General features: G+C 73.2%; 18 protein-coding genes. 9 read left to right on the forward strand and 9 right to left on the reverse strand.

What is annotated here, in order from left to right; translation table 11 throughout:
* The first annotated feature begins 12 nt into the window (after positions 1-12).
* Positions 13-465, forward strand: a complete 453-nt coding sequence (locus tag ABZ495_RS16920) for a carboxymuconolactone decarboxylase family protein (RefSeq protein WP_359809316.1) — start codon at positions 13-15, stop codon at positions 463-465.
* Positions 466-601: 136 nt separating this feature from the next.
* On the opposite strand, the gene ABZ495_RS16925 is transcribed toward ABZ495_RS16920, so the two are convergent.
* From ABZ495_RS16925 to ABZ495_RS16935, 3 genes are all read right to left on the reverse strand, one after another.
* Entirely contained in the window at positions 602-1,411 is an 810-nt protein-coding gene (locus ABZ495_RS16925) for an alpha/beta hydrolase (protein ID WP_359809314.1), read from the reverse strand.
* Positions 1,412-1,990: 579 nt separating this feature from the next.
* Entirely contained in the window at positions 1,991-2,200 is a 210-nt protein-coding gene (locus tag ABZ495_RS16930; RefSeq protein WP_359836562.1) for a hypothetical protein, read from the reverse strand.
* Between the two features lie 167 nt (positions 2,201-2,367).
* Complete coding sequence (locus ABZ495_RS16935) at positions 2,368-2,802, reverse strand: ATP-binding protein (RefSeq protein WP_359836564.1); 435 nt, start codon at positions 2,800-2,802, stop codon at positions 2,368-2,370.
* 195 nt (positions 2,803-2,997) lie between these two features.
* On the opposite strand from ABZ495_RS16935, the gene ABZ495_RS16940 reads away from it, so the two are divergent.
* From ABZ495_RS16940 to ABZ495_RS16950, 3 genes are all read left to right on the forward strand, one after another.
* The gene (locus ABZ495_RS16940; protein ID WP_359809308.1) at positions 2,998-3,858 is read left to right on the forward strand and encodes a helix-turn-helix transcriptional regulator; all 861 of its coding nucleotides are present in this window, start codon (positions 2,998-3,000) and stop codon (positions 3,856-3,858) included.
* Entirely contained in the window at positions 3,855-4,088 is a 234-nt protein-coding gene (locus tag ABZ495_RS16945; protein ID WP_329486737.1) for a DUF397 domain-containing protein, read from the forward strand. The genes ABZ495_RS16940 and ABZ495_RS16945 overlap by 4 nt, the downstream gene beginning before the upstream one ends.
* 178 nt (positions 4,089-4,266) lie before the next feature.
* Positions 4,267-5,796: an IPT/TIG domain-containing protein gene (locus ABZ495_RS16950; RefSeq protein ID WP_359836566.1), complete on the forward strand. Its 1,530-nt coding sequence runs from the start codon at positions 4,267-4,269 to the stop codon at positions 5,794-5,796.
* A gap of 20 nt (positions 5,797-5,816) precedes the next feature.
* Here ABZ495_RS16950 and ABZ495_RS16955 read toward each other — a convergent pair whose 3' ends face one another.
* Positions 5,817-6,635: a methyltransferase gene (locus ABZ495_RS16955; RefSeq protein ID WP_359809304.1), complete on the reverse strand. Its 819-nt coding sequence runs from the start codon at positions 6,633-6,635 to the stop codon at positions 5,817-5,819.
* 275 nt (positions 6,636-6,910) lie between these two features.
* On the opposite strand from ABZ495_RS16955, the gene ABZ495_RS16960 reads away from it, so the two are divergent.
* A complete protein-coding gene (locus ABZ495_RS16960) occupies positions 6,911-7,039 on the forward strand; it encodes a hypothetical protein (protein ID WP_359809302.1) in 129 nt (42 codons plus the stop codon).
* 184 nt (positions 7,040-7,223) lie between these two features.
* Here the strand turns inward: ABZ495_RS16960 and ABZ495_RS16965 are convergent, their stop codons facing one another.
* A complete protein-coding gene (locus ABZ495_RS16965) occupies positions 7,224-7,745 on the reverse strand; it encodes a putative immunity protein (protein ID WP_359836568.1) in 522 nt (173 codons plus the stop codon).
* A gap of 118 nt (positions 7,746-7,863) precedes the next feature.
* Between ABZ495_RS16965 and ABZ495_RS16970 the strand changes: the two genes are divergently transcribed.
* Positions 7,864-8,409 (forward strand): NUDIX hydrolase, encoded by a 546-nt coding sequence (locus ABZ495_RS16970; protein ID WP_359836570.1) that lies wholly within the window; start codon positions 7,864-7,866, stop codon positions 8,407-8,409.
* A 19-nt stretch (positions 8,410-8,428) separates the two neighbouring features.
* On the opposite strand, the gene ABZ495_RS16975 is transcribed toward ABZ495_RS16970, so the two are convergent.
* Positions 8,429-8,980 carry a MarR family transcriptional regulator gene (locus ABZ495_RS16975; RefSeq protein ID WP_359836573.1) on the reverse strand — a complete coding sequence of 184 codons (552 nt, stop codon included), beginning with the start codon at positions 8,978-8,980 and terminating at the stop codon, positions 8,429-8,431.
* Positions 8,981-9,105: 125 nt separating this feature from the next.
* On the opposite strand from ABZ495_RS16975, the gene ABZ495_RS16980 reads away from it, so the two are divergent.
* Positions 9,106-9,990 (forward strand): haloalkane dehalogenase, encoded by an 885-nt coding sequence (locus tag ABZ495_RS16980; protein ID WP_359836575.1) that lies wholly within the window; start codon positions 9,106-9,108, stop codon positions 9,988-9,990.
* 63 nt (positions 9,991-10,053) lie between these two features.
* On the opposite strand, the gene ABZ495_RS16985 is transcribed toward ABZ495_RS16980, so the two are convergent.
* Positions 10,054-10,557: a carbonic anhydrase gene (locus ABZ495_RS16985; protein WP_359836577.1), complete on the reverse strand. Its 504-nt coding sequence runs from the start codon at positions 10,555-10,557 to the stop codon at positions 10,054-10,056.
* 417 nt (positions 10,558-10,974) lie between these two features.
* Here ABZ495_RS16985 and ABZ495_RS16990 point away from each other — a divergent pair, with 417 nt between their 5' ends.
* Positions 10,975-11,877, forward strand: coding sequence for an aminoglycoside phosphotransferase family protein (locus ABZ495_RS16990; protein ID WP_359836579.1), 903 nt, complete (start codon positions 10,975-10,977; stop codon positions 11,875-11,877).
* Here the strand turns inward: ABZ495_RS16990 and ABZ495_RS16995 are convergent.
* Both ABZ495_RS16995 and ABZ495_RS17000 read right to left on the reverse strand, forming a co-directional pair.
* Positions 11,867-12,844 (reverse strand): AraC family transcriptional regulator, encoded by a 978-nt coding sequence (locus ABZ495_RS16995; RefSeq protein WP_359836581.1) that lies wholly within the window; start codon positions 12,842-12,844, stop codon positions 11,867-11,869. The genes ABZ495_RS16990 and ABZ495_RS16995 overlap by 11 nt on opposite strands.
* A gap of 116 nt (positions 12,845-12,960) precedes the next feature.
* Positions 12,961-13,791, reverse strand: a complete 831-nt coding sequence (locus ABZ495_RS17000) for a serine protease (protein WP_359836582.1) — start codon at positions 13,789-13,791, stop codon at positions 12,961-12,963.
* A gap of 162 nt (positions 13,792-13,953) precedes the next feature.
* On the opposite strand from ABZ495_RS17000, the gene ABZ495_RS17005 reads away from it, so the two are divergent.
* Positions 13,954-15,045, forward strand: coding sequence for a helix-turn-helix domain-containing protein (locus ABZ495_RS17005; protein WP_359836584.1), 1,092 nt, complete (start codon positions 13,954-13,956; stop codon positions 15,043-15,045).
* Positions 15,046-15,086: the final 41 nt, after the last annotated feature.

A 15,086-nucleotide genomic window follows, 5' to 3' on the forward strand; every position in this document is an offset into this window, starting at 1 on the left:
AGGCTCGTACGCATGACACCCGTTCAGATCCCCCAGCGCATGAACCTCTCCGCCGTCGCCCCGAAGGTCTTCAAGGCCGTCCTGGCGCTGGACGCAGCCTCCCGCCAGGGCCTCGACCCGGTCCTGGTCGAACTCGTGCAGATCCGCGCCTCGCAGCTCAACCACTGTGCCTACTGCATCGATTACCACACCGGCGACGCCCGCCGGGCGGGCGAGCGCGAGGAGCGCATCTACCAGCTGAGCGCCTGGGAGGACTCCAGCCTCTTCACCGCAGAGGAGCGCGCGGCGCTCGCCCTCACCGAGGCGGTGACGCTGCTGCCGCAGGGCGTCTCCGACGCGGTCTACGACGAGGCGGCCGCGCACTTCGACGAGAAGGCGCTGGCCCAGCTCATCGCGCTGATCTTCACGGTCAACACCTGGAACCGGATGAACGTCGCCACCCGCAGGACACCCGGAGCCGCGTGAGGCGCTCCGCCGAGGCCCACCCACGGGGGCGGAGTTCCCGTAGGGCCGCACACATCCTTCCTCCCCTCAGGTGAACCAACCCCCGGCGGCCGTCACGGGGCGTGCACGCTCCGGGCGCACGCCCCCCGGGCGCGCCTCACCCCAGGATGCGCGGGAGGGTGACCCGCACCCATTCCTCCGGCTGCGACAGATGCGGAGCGTGACCGGCACCCGCGTACAGGTGCCGCTCCGCCTTCGGGAGCACGAGATCGATCATGTCCAGCACCTCGCCGTACATCGGCGCGTTGTCATCGCTCTGCGTGAGCAGCGCGGGCTCGGTGAAACGGGACAGCGCGGTCAGGTCGAGGTCCAGCGCGTCCGGGTCCCGCAGCTCGTCCAGGTACGTCGGGGCGTTGCGGATGTAGGTGTGCCGGATCGGCGCGGGCAGCTGGGCCCACGCTCCCGGGCCGAAGGCGAGCGTCTCCACGAACAGCTCCGCCGCGGCCGCCGACTCCGCCTGTTCCAGCAGTTCCCGCACGTCGGCGATCCGGCCGGCGAACGCGGTGGCGATGGGCCGCAGGTCCGGGTCGGCCAGCAGCATCGACGTCCCGGGCGGCTCGTGCACGGCGACGCCGCGCACCAGGTCCGGGCGGGCGGCGGCGAGGCGCAGCGTGATCAGCGAGCCGTAGGAGTCCCCGCAGACGAAGACGGGCGCGAGACCGAGGCCCTGGATCAGCCCGGCGAGGTCGGCCGCGTCCTCGTGGACCGATCCCTGGGTGAGCAGGTCGTCGCTGCGGCTGTGCCCGCGCCGGTCGTAGGCGACCACGGTGGCCTGCTCGGCCAGCCCGGGCACCACCCGCGCCCAGCTGTCGGCGTCGCTCCAGGACCCGTGGACCAGCACCACGCCCGGCCCGGCACCCCGGGCCTCGTAGTACAGCGCCACCCCGTTCACCTGTATCTCGGCCATCGCGAGCCTCCCGACCGCGGTTGTGCTCCAGCCCCTCTCCGACAAGCCTGACACACCCGTGTGGGCACCGGTCGGATCAGCGCACCGAACAACCTCACGCCCCCGGTGCCCCGACCGGGAGGCGGTGACGGAGCGCTGTTCCTGCCCCTCGACCGCCCCTCGACCGCCCCTCCCCGGGGCCCACCGCCACAGCTCTCACCGAGGGTGACGGGCACGGGCGACCGGACTCAGACCGCCACCGGCCACCGGTCGGCGAGCAGCAGGGCCGGCGGGCCGCCCGGAAGGAGGAATCACCCCTCGCCGACTGCGGCGAGGGCGTCGTCCATCGACCACCACATCAGCCCGAACCCGTCCTCACCGGGCGCGAGCTGCGCGGGCCGACGGTCAGGCCACGGGCCTCGAAGAGCTGGAGTCGCGCCGTGGAGCCCGGCACGGAGGAAACGGCGCGGTCAGTACGGCGACCAAGCCTCGGGAGTCACGGGCGACGACGACGGTCGCGTCCCGGTTGGGCAGCTGCGTGTTGGACATGTACGGAGACCGGGCCCCGGCGCTCCGCCATGCAGGCGAACGGCACGTTGGTCACGGTGGGGTGGACGATCCCGAGCCCCTCGGGTCCATGGGCTGCTCCCTCCCCCGGTGGCGGCGGTCGAGGGGGGTGTCCGACCAGGTGACGCCCCGCATCAGGGCGGCGGCGAGGGTCGTCCACCAGACGACGCGGGCGGTGGCGGGCTCACCGGGTCCGACCAGGGCCGCAGCGAGGAAGGCGAGCCCGAGGCTGAGCGCGAACACGACCGCTACGGTGACGAGTTCGGCGGTCGAGGGGCGGCTGGAGGGGCGATCGGCGGAGCCGGCTCGCGGGACCGGATGACCTTCGCGCGAGGCGTGATCACGTCCGGTGAGGATGTGGCGGCGGTGCTTGGGACGGCGGCGGTGCTTCGCTCGGCAGTGCATGGTGCTCAATTCCTGAGAAGGGGAGGAGGATCGGCGTCCGCCAGCAGGACGCGCACCCAGACGCGCTTGCCCGCACCGCGCCGCACGACCACGCCGAAGTCGAAGGCCAGCTCCCGGACCAGCTCGATCCCGCGCCCGCCCTCGTTGAAGCGGCGCGGACGCCGCTCCTGGAGCGGCAGGTCGTAACGCGGGTCCCACACCTCCAGGCGGCAATCGCCGCCGAACTCCTGGAGGTAGATCCGGACTTCACCGTGGCCCTGGCAGGCGTGCACCACGGCGTTGGTGACGAGTTCCGAGGTGATCAGGACGAGATCGTCGACGCGCTCGCCCTGCCACCCCCACTCGGTGAGTCGTTGACGGACCTGATGGCGAGCCGTCCGCACTGAGCCGGCGTGCTCGGTGAGGACTGCTTCCCAGGTCTGGAGGACAGGTCTGCTCAAAGTGGACATAGTTCGCCCCTTCGCATCTCAACACCCCGTCAGGAGCGTGTTCGTGCGGTCACGTTGAGTGTGGAGCTTGGCGATTCGAAATAGCAACTAGAACGCCTTAGAAAATCGGTGGATCTTGAAACGGCTTGAGTCGAACGGTTCTGTCCGGCAAGACTGGTCGTCCACACCCGAGGGGAGGGGCCCCACTTGAGCAAGGACCTGTCCGCGATCAGGCAGATCAGGCTCGGCGACGAGCTGCGCGCCCTGCGGCTGGAGAACAACAAGACCCTCATCGATGTGACGAGTGGCCTGGACGGCTGGAGTCCGGCTCGCCTCAGCAAGATGGAACGGGCAGACCAACCTGTCGGTGCCAACGACCTGGCAACGCTCATGGACTACTACGGCGTGACGGGTGCGGATCGGGACTACTTCGAGAACCTTCTCGGGAGCGGTCCGCCCAAGCAGTGGTGGCGAAGCCTCGACTACGCCGAGGCGATCACGCCGGCCTTCGCGGAGTATCTCGCTCTCGAAGCCGACGCCTCACACATGCAGAACTACTTCCCCTCAGGGTTCCCCGGACTCGTTCAGACTGAGGGCTACGCGAAAGAAATGATCGCCGCCGGAACGGACGCGCCCAACGAGGAGTTGGTCGAAGCTGGAGCGGAGGTCCGTATCCTTCGCCAGCGACGGCTGAGTGAGGCGCCCACGCTCAGCTTTGAGGCGTACTTCGGCGAGGTCGCGCTGCTCGTGGCCGGGGACCAGAAGGTACTTGTCGAACAGATTCGGCACGCGATCAGGGTCTCCGGACAGCCCAACATCACCCTGCGAATGGTCCCCTTGAGCGCGGGACGACAGGGCATCCTGAACTCGGGCATCACTCTCATGCGATTCCCCGACGACCCCGAAAATGGCTTCGTATTCGTCGAAGCCATCGGCGGTATGCTCCCCCGGAGAACGGGACGCGACGTACGGCGAGCCGAGCGGGCCTTCGCACGAGTCGAGCGGTGCGCGCTGTCTCCGGAAGACACCATCACCGCCCTTGAGCGCAAGTTGGAAGAGCTGACGTGAGCGAGAAGCACAGTCCGTATGACCACGATCCCGCCACCGCTGACTGGGTCAAGTCCCCGTTCTCCGGGGAAGGCAACGGCGACTGCGTGATCATCGCCCGCTTCCCCAACGGCGACGTCTGGCTCGGCGACGACAAGGACCTCACCCGCCCCCACCTCGCCTTCGACCAGGCCGAGTGGAGCGCCTTCGTGAAGGCCATCGAAGCCCACTCCCCCAACTTCACCGCCTGACAGAGGTCCCAGGCCCTGCCCGCCCGGGCAGGGCCTGCACCGCACGTCCGGCGAACGCTCCCTCCTCCGCTAGCCCGATGGCGTGACCCCACAGTTGTGCTCCCGCCGGGCGGGCTCTCCGGTCCGTAGGTTGGACACGATCCATCGTGAACCGGCCGACGAACACGCAGGAGTGAGCATGGCGACCGCAGCGCCCCCCTCCGCCGCCGCCCAGGCGGCCATGACGCTCGCCGCGATCGCGGCGACCGCCGCCACCCCGCGCCCCTCGGGCGAGGCCCTCGCGGACCAGAGCACCCGGGTGGCCCGCGGCATCACCCTGCAGCTGGCCGACCCCTCGCTCGCCACCGGGGGCACCTGGGTGCTCTCCTGGGTCGGGTTGAGTCCGGACAACGCCAACATGGCGTACCTCGCCGTCAACACCGACGGTTCCAACACCTTCGCCGTGGTGATCCGCGGCACCGACGCCAACGTGACCGACCTGCTGGAGGACCTCGGCGTCGGCACGGTCGTCCCGTTCACCGCCGTCGGCACCCCGCCCGGCCCGGTCTCGGTCGCCAAGGGCGCGATGGAGGCGTTCACCGAGGTCGTCACCATGACCAGCGCGGGTGTCACCCTCGTCCAGGCCCTGACCACCGCCCTGCGCCAGGCCCCGTCGAACCCGACGGTCCACGTGATCGGCCACAGCCTGGGCGGCGCCATCGCGACCATGGTCGCGCCGTACCTGCGGACGCTCACCTGGCCCGACGGCACCCCCCAGTTCTCGCTCTACACCTTCGCCGCCCCCACCGCCGGGGGTACGGACTTCGCGACCTACGTCAACTCCCTGAAGTGGCAGGCGAACGAGCGCTACTACAACGCCTACGACCTCGTCCCGCAGGCCTGGAACAACCTCGACGAGGCCAGGACGTGGTACCCGGATCCGCCCGGCCCGGCGGCGAACGAGGACGTCAAGGCCGTGATCGGGGCGATCGCCGGCCTGCCCGGTCCCAACGTCTACGCCCAGCCGGGCGACGACATGAGGCTGAACGGCACGTACGGGCCGCCCGGGTCCTACGACCCGTCGGTGGTGAAGAAGTCGGTCCAGGACTTCATGGGGCAGGTGGCCTTCCAGCACGCCAACTCCACCTATCTGCGGCTGCTCTACGCGCCCGACGTGGACGCCGGTCCGGTGGTGACCGGCGTGAGCCCCAGTACCGGCGCACCGGGCACCCAGGTCGTCATCAGCGTCACCGGCAGCGGGTTCGACCAGTACACCGGCGTCGACTTCGGCACGGTGCCGTGCTCACAGGTGGCCATCGCCGTTCTCCCCACCGGCATCCGGATCTCCACCCCCGCGCCCCAGGGCGTCGGCGTCGTCCCCGTCCGCGTCACCACCGGCCTGGGCACCTCCCCGGCGGTCCCGTTCGGCCAGTTCGCCTACGGCGGCCCGGCCCCCGTGGTGGTGACCGGCATCGGCCCGGACACCGGCGAGTCCGGCACCTCCGTCACCATCACGGGCGTCAACTTCGGCTCGACGGCGACCGTCCACTTCGGTGACAAGGCCTCGAAGCACGTCAATGTCAGCCCGCCCGACACGATCGTCGCCACCGCGCCGGAGCAGGGCATCGGCGTGGGCCTCGGCAAGACCAAGACCGTCAACGTCACCGTGCTGTCGAACGGTTACTCGTCCCCGGCCGGCCCCTCGAACGAGTTCGTCTACGAGAAGTGACCCCGGCGGGGCGGGCCCCGCTACACCGGCTTCGTCGCGCGGATCGAGTAGATCAGCGGCACACGCGGCTGCCCGGCCGGGTAGCGGTAGGCGCCGTCCTCCGACTCCAGGACGGGGAAGCGGGGGAACAGCGTGAAGTCGTGCTCATGCAGGAACTCCACCCGCAGGCCGACCGCCACCAGGGCGCTGAGCACCTCGCCGATCCCGTGCTGCCACTCGATCGTCACGTTGGCGGTGGTCGCCGCGCCCAGGTCGGCATAGGTGCCGGGCTCGTCCCAGACCATCGGGTCGCGCCGGAAGTAGTCCGTCTCCACGGTCCGGCCGTCCTCCGCCAGGATGTCGGCGAACGGGTGGAACTCGGCCAGGTAGAGGAAGCCGCCCGGAGCGACCAGCGCGGCCGCCGTCCGGGCCCACCGGTCGATGTCGGGGAGCCAGCACAGCGCGCCCAGCCCGGTGTAGACGATGTCGAACGTGCGGGCGTCGAGCACCTCGACGGCGTCGTACACATCGGCGGTGACGAAGCGGGCCGTGGCCGCGCCGATCTCCTTGGCGATCCCCTCGGCCTCGGCCACGGCCGGCGCCGAGAAGTCCAGCCCGGTGACCGTGGCGCCCCGCCGGGCCCATGCCAGCGTGTCCAGGCCGATGTGGCACTGCAGGTGGACCAGCGTCTTCCCGGTGACCTCGCCGACCTCGGCGAGCTCGAAGTCCCGCAGCGGGTCCTGGCCGGCGACGAAGCCGGGCACGTCGTAGAACGCCCCGGCGGTGTGGATCGGGACGCGCTCGTCCCAGTTGGCACGATTCACCGCGCGCCAGTCAGCGGCTCCCGGGGTCTCAGTCATACCGCCACGCTAACCAGCGACCCCGGCAACCCCCAACCGATTACGACGACCGGACGCACGGCACGGTCGGCTTCCGGCCGCGCCGACCGAACCGGCGGAACCACTACGGCCGGCCGCGACGCGCGAAGTACGCGCGACCCAGGAGGACACCGCCGATTCCGGCAAGGTGGTAGCCGACATCGCTGGAGGCATGGAATGTTCAAGAGCGTCACCACCGTGATGACCTTCGCGCTCGACCCCGGGGCGTCGGCCCGCGGTGGGGGGAGTTCCTGGGCGTGCCCGTGAAGACGAAACTCAGCGACACCGGGTCCGTCTACGCCTGGGTGGAGATCGCCGGGGTTGAGTTCGGGTTCCACCCCGCCGATGACGAGCGCAATCGCCGGGGCGCCGGCCCGGTCGTGTAATGGGGCGTGGACGACCTCGACCAGGTACCCGTTCGGCACCGTCGTCGGCATCGAGGGCCCGTAGCCGGACCGCGCCGAACACCGCTCCCCCTGCTGGTGGTTCGGCACCTTCCGCAGCCCGGCAGGCCCCGCCCGGCCGCCGCCGCCCCGGGCGGCCGTCCGCCCTCCAGGGCCGGGCCCCCGATCAGCCCCGCAGCTCGGTTTCGAGGCGGTCGCGGAAGGCGTCCAGGCGGCTGCGGCCGGGCGTGAAGGGCGGCAGCTGGCGCAGGATCGCGCCGACGGCGGGCGGTGCGTGCTCGATCGCCCACCGGATCTCCGCATCACCGGCCGCCCGGTCGCCGGCCGCCGCGAGTTCCCGCGCGTGCGCCGCGTACATCGCCGGGCCGAGGGCGTGTTTCGCCTGGTGGGGGGTGGCCAGCGGGTGGATGTAGGGGCTCGCCGCCGCGTAGCCCGCGGCGCGGGCGGCCGCCGTGGCCGCCGGGTCGGCGACGTCACGCGCGGCTGCGAGCGCCGCGAGGGCGACGGCGCGGAGCCTCCCCGTCCGCTTCCCGTCGCGGGTGAAGACGCGGATGCCGTCGATCGCCTCGCCCGGGCGGGTGTCGGCGGGGGCCCGCGCCTCGAACAGCGGCAGGACGCGCTCGGCGCAGTCTGCGGTCCAGGCTCCGAGGAGCCGGCGGTCTTCGTCGCTGATCGTCACCGTGTCCATCCGCCCATCCTGCCCGCCCCCGCCACCCGCCGTCGCCCACCCGCCGTCGCGCGGCCGCCCGCCCACCCGCCCGCCGCCGTCCGCCGAGTCGCCCGGCCGGGGCCGTACAGTCCTGGCCATGGCGACCGAGACCCCCACCCCACCCTGGCGCGAGCTCGAACGCGCCACCGTCTTCGGCAAGTTCGGCCGGTCCGTCGACCGGGTCGACTTCGAACTGCCGGACGGCAGCCGGGCGGACTTCTACCTGAAGCGCGAAAGCCCGGCCGGTGCGGTGCTCGCGCTCACTCCCGACCGGCGGGTCGTCCTCGCCCGCCAGTACCGGCCCGGGCCCGGCCGGGTGCTGTACGAGCTGCCCGGTGGCCTGCTGGAGCCGGGCGAACTCCCGGTCGACGCCATCACCCGGGAACTGCTGGAGGAGACCGGCTACCGGGGCGAGATCCAGCCGGTCGGGCAGTACTGGCTGGACGCCTACTCCGACGCCCACCGGTTCGCCTTCGTCGCCACCGACTGCGTCCGGGTCGCCGAACCGGCGCCCGAGGGAACCGAGTTCATCGACGTCATGACGCTCGACCTGGCGGAGTTCCGCACCCGCGTGCTCCGCACCGGCGAGCTGACCGACGCCGCCGCGGCCTACCTCGCCCTGGACCACCTCGGCCTGCTCTGACCGGCCGGGCCCGGGGCGGTCAGCCGGCGGAGCCGGGCGGCGCCACCTTGGCGTGGTGGTCCATGAGCCTGGCCAGCAGCTCGGTCAGCGTGCCGCGCTCGGCGGCGCTCAGCGGCGCGAGCAGCTCCTCCTGCGCCGCGTCGACGATCGCGTCGAGGCGGCGCAGATACCCACGCCCCTCCGAGGTGACCGTGACGACGTTGCGGCGGCGGTCGTCAGGATCGGGCGTGCGCTCCACGAAGCCGCGGTCGGCGAGGTCGTTGACGACGGCGACCATGTCACTGCGGTAGACGCCGGTACGGCGGCTGAGCGTCGACTGGCTGGCCGGGCCTGCCTCGGCGAGGGCGACCAGGACCACGAAGTGCCACTTGCGGGCGCCCTCGGCGGCGAGGCCGTCGCCCACCAGGCGGTCGGCGTACATCGCGTTCATCGCCAGCAGCCTGCTCGGCAGTGCGCGCACCCGGGCGGGCGCCGGATGGTCGGCCGGGCCGGCGTCGCGGAGGGCGGCAGCGGAGCCCGTCGAGGTCGGGGTCCGGCTCGGGGTGGGGCCCTTGGCGCCCTGGGTGTCCATGGGCCCTGATTCTACTCATTGCGTTAGTCGCACTAACGGCATACGGTAGGGAGCACATCGAAACCGTTAGTGCCACGAACGTTGTTACAGCAAACGAATCACGCGGCACCGCGAGAGGACCGGCCATGCCCACCGTCGACGTCATCGACTCCCACATCGCCTACACGGACAGCACCCCCGCCGCCGGCACCGCCAGCGGCCCGGGCCACCCGGCCGTGGTCTTCCTGCACGGCAACCCGACCTCCTCCCACCTGTGGCGCGGCGTCACCCCGCACGTCGCCGGCCGCGCCCGCACCCTCGCCCCCGACCTGATCGGCATGGGCGCCTCCGGCAAGCCCGACATCGCCTACGACTTCGCCGACCAGGCCCGCTACCTGGACGCCTGGTTCGACGCGCTGGACCTGCGGGACGTCGTCCTGGTCGGCCACGACTGGGGCGGCGCTCTCGCCCTCGACCGGGCTGCCCGCCACCCGGAGCGGGTACGCGGCGTGGTCCTGCTGGAGACCATGCTCAAGCCCCTCACAGCCGCCGAACTCCCCGCGCCCGCCCGCGCCCGCTTCGAGGCGTTCCGCACCCCCGGGGTCGGCGAGCGGCTGGTCCTCGAACAGAACGTCCTCATCGAGACCGCGTTCACGGGCGGCGTGCTGACCCCGCTCGCCGAGGCGGACATCCGGCCGTACCGCGCCCCCTACCCCACCCCCGCGAGCCGGCGCCCGCTGCTCGCCTGGCCGCGCATGATGCCGATCGACGGCGAGCCGGCCGACGTCGTCGCCCGGATGACCGCCTACGGCATGTGGCTCGCGAACAGCACGGACGTACCCAAGCTGCTGCTGACCTTCGACTCCTCGCCGACCCTGCTGATCGACGAGGCCGTGATCGCCTGGAGCCGCGAGCACATCAGCCATCTGACCGTCGAACACTGCGGCCCGGCCGGGCACCACGCCCCCGAGGACCGGCCCGACGCGATCGGCGGCGCGATCGCCGACTGGCTGGCCGCCCAAGCCTGGTGACGGCCCCGGCACCCCGCCCGCGCGACATGGCACGACGGCGGGGCACCGGGACCGCTCACCCCGCTACAGCACCACCTCCGCGAGCTTCCCGGTCGCGATGTCGAAGACGAAGCCGCGCAGGGCGTCGGTCCTCGGGACGAACGGACTGTGCCGGATCCGGGCGGCGGACTGCCGGACGTCCGCCTCCAGGTCGGCGAAGGCCTCGGCCGCCCAGGGCGGCTTGATGCCCGTCTCCTCCCGGATCGACTCCCGGAAGGCGTCGTCGCCGAAGGTCAGCATGCCGCAGTCGGTGTGGTGGATCAGGATGATCTCCTGCGTGCCCAGCAGCCGCTGACTGATCGCCAGCGAGCGGATCGCGTCGTCCGTGGCGACGCCGCCGGCGTTGCGGATCACGTGCGAGTCGCCCTCGTCGAGCCCGAGCGCCGCGTAGACGTCGAGCCGCGCGTCCATGCAGGCCAGGACGGCACTCCGGCGGCCCGGCGGGAGCGGCAGCGGCCCCTGGAAGTCGACCGCGTAGGCGGCGTTGTTGCGGAGGTAGTGCTCGGTGGCGGCACCGACTTCGGTCATGACTGTCTCCTTCAAGGACGTTCGAGGACGTTCCAGGACATGCGAGGACATGCGAGGACAAGGGTTCACCGCGGGAGGCGCCCGACCGCGGGGCACCGGCGGGTACGCCGGAACGGCGTGGCCGCCTCGGGCGCTTCGGGACACGGGGCCGGCTCGCGGGACCGGACGGCGACAGCGCGGGGCACGGGAGAGGCGCGCGCGGAAGGCCGTACGTCAGCGGTCGAGCGGACAACTCGCGCTGGACACGCGGCCGTAGTCGACGTGACGACGGCGGACGAGCTCGGTCATGGCCGCACGGTAATACCCAACTCGCCACCTCCGCCAGGGAATCGACCCGAGACCACCCGAACGAGGCAATCGGGCTCCCCCCGCCCGGGGCACCATGACCCTCCACAGCACAGGAACCCGGAGCCCCGCATGACCGACTTCGCGATCGACGAGACCCTGATGCGGGAACTCCTGCGGGAGCAGCACCCGGACCTCGCCGGGCTGGACATCCGCCGGGTGGACGCCGGGTGGGACAACCAGCAGTGGCGGCTCGGCGAGGAGTTGGCCGTACGGATCCCCCGCACGGAACGGGCGCCGGAGCTGCTGCGGAAGGAGCGGGAGTGGCTGTCCGTGCTGGCCCCGCGGCTGCCCCTGCCGATCCCGGTCCACGTTCGGGCCGGTGAGCCGTCCGCGCTCTTCCCCCGGCCGTGGAGCGTGGTCCGCTGGGTCCCGGGCGAGCCGGCCGACCGGGCGCCGATCGAGCGTGGCGACCACGCGGCGGGCGTGCTCGCGGAGTTCCTCGCGGCGCTCCATCGGGAGGCGCCCGCCGGCGCGTTCCCCGGTTCGAACCGGGGCGCTCCGCCCAGGGAGGCCGCCGGCGGCTTCGAGCAGCAGCTCCACCTCGTCGCCGACGGCGTCGCGGCAGACGTCCGGCGGGTCTGGGCGGAGGCCGTCGCCGCGCCCGACCGGGAGGGCCCGCCGCGCTGGCTGCACGGCGACCTCCACCCGGCGAACGTCGTCGTCACGGACGGAACGCTGTCCGGCGTGCTCGACTTCGGCGAACTCTGCGCCGGCGACCCGGCGGCGGACCTCGCGGCGGCCTGGCTGCTCCTGCCCGAAGGCGCGGCGGACGGCTTCTTCGACGCCTACGCCGAGGCCACCGCGGCCGAGGTGGACACGGCGACGGTGCTGCGCGCCCGGGGCTGGGCGCTGCTGCGCTGCCTCTCCCTGATCGGCATCGGCCTGGCCGGGGAGCGCGGCCTCCCCGGTGGGCAGCGGACCTGGGGTCCGGCCGGGCGGGCGGCGCTCGCGCGGGTCCTGGCTACGGGGTAGACCCGGGGGCGGGCGCCCCGGCGGCCGCCCGGTGCCGTGCACGGTAGGAGCGCGGCGTGGTGCCGGTCAGCCGGGCGAAGTGCTGCCGCAGGCTCGCGGCCGACGCGAAACCGGCCAGCGCCGCCACCCGTTCCACCGGCTCGTCGGTCTCCGTGAGCAGCTCGCGGGCGCGGTCCAGGCGCAGCCGGAGCAGGTACTGCGGCGGGCTGACGCCGGCCTGGGCACGGAACCGGCGGTTGAGGCTGCTGACGCTGATTCCGGCGTGCGCGGCGACGTCGGCGGGGGTCAGCGGGAGGTGGAGGCGGGCCTTCAGCCAGCGCAGGGTCGGTTCGAGGCCCGCGCTGTCGGCGAGTTCGCGGTCGATGCCCTCCTGGACGCGGTCCGCGTGCCGCAGCAGGGGGGTGAGGAGCTCCCGCGAGGTCTCGCCGGCCGTCCGCTCCCCGTGGTCCTGGGCCAGCAGGTGCAGGCAGACGTCCAGCCCGCCGAAGATCCCGGCCGAGGTGAGGAAGCGGCCGTCGGCCACCGCCGCGCCGACCGGGTCGACCTCGATCCGGGGGTGCCGCCGGGCCAGTTCCGCGGTGTGCCGCCAACCGGTGGTGGCGCGCCGGCCGTCGAGCAGGCCGGTGGCCGCGAGGGTGAACACCCCGGTGCCGATCGCGCCGATCCGGCCGCCCCGCGCGGCGGCGGCCCGCAGCACGTCGAGGACCTCGGACGGCGGCTCCACCGGGGCGCCGTCACGCCCCGCCAGCAGCACGACGTCGGCGTCGGCGAGGCCCTCCAGCCCGTGCGGGACGGTGATGCCCAGCGGCGCCGGCAGCCCGATCCCGACCGGCCCGGGCGCGGCACACAACCGCACCTCGTAGGCGACCCCCGGGTGCTCACGTGCCGCCGTCCCGAACACCAGCCCCGGCGTGGTGAGGTGGTGTCCGGGCAGCCCGTCGGGCACGAGGACGGCGATGACCGACATACCCGGAATGTACCCGAAGCCCGGGGCGGCCTGGCCACCGTCCCGGCGGCCGCCCCGGGTGTACCCACCGGGCGGTGTGCGGCGGCGGCAGCGCCCGGCGCTGCCGCCGCCGGGAGTCAGCTGTTCTGGTGGATCGTCTGCCGGATCCAGTCCGCGTACGCCGGAACGCTGGTGTAGAGGCCCGGGCCGGTCGAACAGGTCGGGTCGGTGTCGCCGTCGCCCGAGGTGGTGCCGACGAGTTCCCAGCGCCCGCCCCGGCCCTTCTGCAGCTGCGGGCCGCCGGAGTCCCCGAAGCAGGCCATCGCGCCCGGCACCTGGCTGACCGTGCAGAGGCGCAGCCACCCCGCCCGGCCGGGGGCGCACTCGTCGACGGCTCCCCGGCGGGTCTCCAACTGCTGGAGCCGGTTCGCGAACTCGGCCCGCTGCGGGGTGTCCACGTCGGCGACGCTGCCGAAGCCGAGCAGCCGGGTCGGCGTACCGGGCCGGGCCGCGCGGTCGGCGATCCGGACGGGTTGCTCGCTCACCGGGCGGTCCAGCCGGATCAGCGCGAGGTCGTCCTGGTTGGCACCACCGGCGCCGGTGCCGATCCCGTAGCCGGGGTGGGTGATCGTCCGCTCGATGGTGCGCACGGTGCCGCCGGACGTGCGCCGGTCCGAGCCGATCCGGACGGTGCCGTCCAGGACCACGCCGATCTCGGGGTCGAGGCAGTGGCCCGCCGTCAGCACCCACCGCGGGTGGATCAGTGTCGCGCCGCAGACACCGTCGGCCAGGCCCTGCGTCGGAGCCGACATCGGGATCGAGGCCATGTACGGGTAGCGCCCGGTGGCGTCCGTCCCGTTGACGATGGCTCCGGCGCTGCCGGTCATGGCGGTGGCGCACACCGTCGCGGCCAGGGCGACGGTGGCGATGCGGGCCGCTCGGCGGGCCAGGGAGCTGAAAGCGGGCATGGCAGGTCCTTCGTTCGGGGTGCGCGTGAGCGCGCTTCTGGGTGTTCGGATCAGGAGTGGCGCGGACGCCCCGGCGGTGCGGGTGCCGCGTACCGCCCATCCTTCGCACCGGCCCGCGCCCGGAACAGCGGCCCCGATGTCACCCTGGGCTAAATTCTGGACATGCCAGTGATCGCTGTCCTCGCCCTCGACGGCGTACCGGGCCACCAGCTCACCGCGCCGGGGATCACCTTCGGCGCCGCCGCGCGCCACCACCCGCACGTCGGGTACGAGGTGCGGTACTGCGCGGGCCCCGGGTTCCGTACGACGGGGGCGCCGGCACCGTTCCGGCCCGACACACCGTGGGGTCTGGAGGGGCTGGCGGGTGCGGACACCGTACTGGTGCCCGGCCACGACGGTTTCCGTGCGGAGCCGCCGCCCGGGGTCGTCGACGCGCTGCGGGCCGCGGCGGCCGGGGGCAGCCGGATCGGTGCGATCGGGACGGGGACGTTCACCCTCGCCGCCACCGGGCTGCTGGACGGGCGGCGGGCCGCGACCGGCCGCCGGTACGCCGCCGAACTGGCCGGGCGCCACCCCCGGATCGAGGTCGATCCGGACGGCTCGGTCACGGACGCGGCGCCGTTCCACAGCGCGGCGGGGGTGCTCGGCGGGGTCGACCTCTGCCTGCGGCTGATCACCCTGGACCACGGCGAGCCGGTCGCCATCGAGACGGAGCGGCAGGTCTTCCTGGAGCTGCACGGGCCTGCCGGGCCGGCGGCCACCACCGCGTCGGCGGCCACCACCGGTACCGCTCGCGCACCGGGTCCCGGGGGCTCCCGGCTCGGGCCGACGCTCCGGTGGCTGGAGGCCCACCTCGACCGGCCGCTGACGCTGAACGACCTCGCCGACCACGCCGGACTCACCGTCCGCGGCCTGACCAGGCGCTTCCGGGCCGAGACCGGGCTGCCGCCGCTGCAGTACCTGCTCCGCGCGCGCATCCAGCTCGCGCAGCGCCTGCTGGAGCGCGGCGACGAGCCGGTCGAACGCATCGCCACCCGCACGGGGCTCGGCACGCCCGCCAACCTGCGCCACCACTTCCAGCACCACACGGGGACCAGCCCCCGGACCTACCGGGCGGCCTTCCGCTCCCTCGTCTCCACCCTGACCTGGGCCGACGGCCGCCCGGCCGGCGACGCCCCGGCGGCGGACCGGGCCGACCGACCGGTTCCCCCGCACGACCGCCGCGCCCCGGCCGATCGTCGTGCCTGGTCCTGACAGGACCAGGCACGACGGCGGCGCGTCGGCCAGAATCGGCA

This window comes from Kitasatospora sp. NPDC005748, from assembly GCF_040630735.1.
Lineage (GTDB): Bacteria > Actinomycetota > Actinomycetes > Streptomycetales > Streptomycetaceae > Kitasatospora.

What these genes read in the sequence shown, in the direction of transcription:
- ABZ495_RS16920 (WP_359809316.1), top strand. Translation starts at nt 13, where the DNA reads ATGACACCCGTTCAGATCCCCCAGCGCATGAACCTCTCCGCCGTCGCC.
- ABZ495_RS16925 (WP_359809314.1), bottom strand. Translation starts at nt 1,411, where the DNA reads ATGGCCGAGATACAGGTGAACGGGGTGGCGCTGTACTACGAGGCCCGG.
- ABZ495_RS16950 (WP_359836566.1), top strand. Translation starts at nt 4,267, where the DNA reads ATGGCGACCGCAGCGCCCCCCTCCGCCGCCGCCCAGGCGGCCATGACG.
- ABZ495_RS16955 (WP_359809304.1), bottom strand. Translation starts at nt 6,635, where the DNA reads ATGACTGAGACCCCGGGAGCCGCTGACTGGCGCGCGGTGAATCGTGCC.
- ABZ495_RS16965 (WP_359836568.1), bottom strand. Translation starts at nt 7,745, where the DNA reads ATGGACACGGTGACGATCAGCGACGAAGACCGCCGGCTCCTCGGAGCC.
- ABZ495_RS16970 (WP_359836570.1), top strand. Translation starts at nt 7,864, where the DNA reads ATGGCGACCGAGACCCCCACCCCACCCTGGCGCGAGCTCGAACGCGCC.
- ABZ495_RS16975 (WP_359836573.1), bottom strand. Translation starts at nt 8,980, where the DNA reads ATGGACACCCAGGGCGCCAAGGGCCCCACCCCGAGCCGGACCCCGACC.
- ABZ495_RS16980 (WP_359836575.1), top strand. Translation starts at nt 9,106, where the DNA reads ATGCCCACCGTCGACGTCATCGACTCCCACATCGCCTACACGGACAGC.
- ABZ495_RS16985 (WP_359836577.1), bottom strand. Translation starts at nt 10,557, where the DNA reads ATGACCGAAGTCGGTGCCGCCACCGAGCACTACCTCCGCAACAACGCC.
- ABZ495_RS16990 (WP_359836579.1), top strand. Translation starts at nt 10,975, where the DNA reads ATGACCGACTTCGCGATCGACGAGACCCTGATGCGGGAACTCCTGCGG.
- ABZ495_RS16995 (WP_359836581.1), bottom strand. Translation starts at nt 12,844, where the DNA reads ATGTCGGTCATCGCCGTCCTCGTGCCCGACGGGCTGCCCGGACACCAC.
- ABZ495_RS17000 (WP_359836582.1), bottom strand. Translation starts at nt 13,791, where the DNA reads ATGCCCGCTTTCAGCTCCCTGGCCCGCCGAGCGGCCCGCATCGCCACC.
- ABZ495_RS17005 (WP_359836584.1), top strand. Translation starts at nt 13,954, where the DNA reads ATGCCAGTGATCGCTGTCCTCGCCCTCGACGGCGTACCGGGCCACCAG.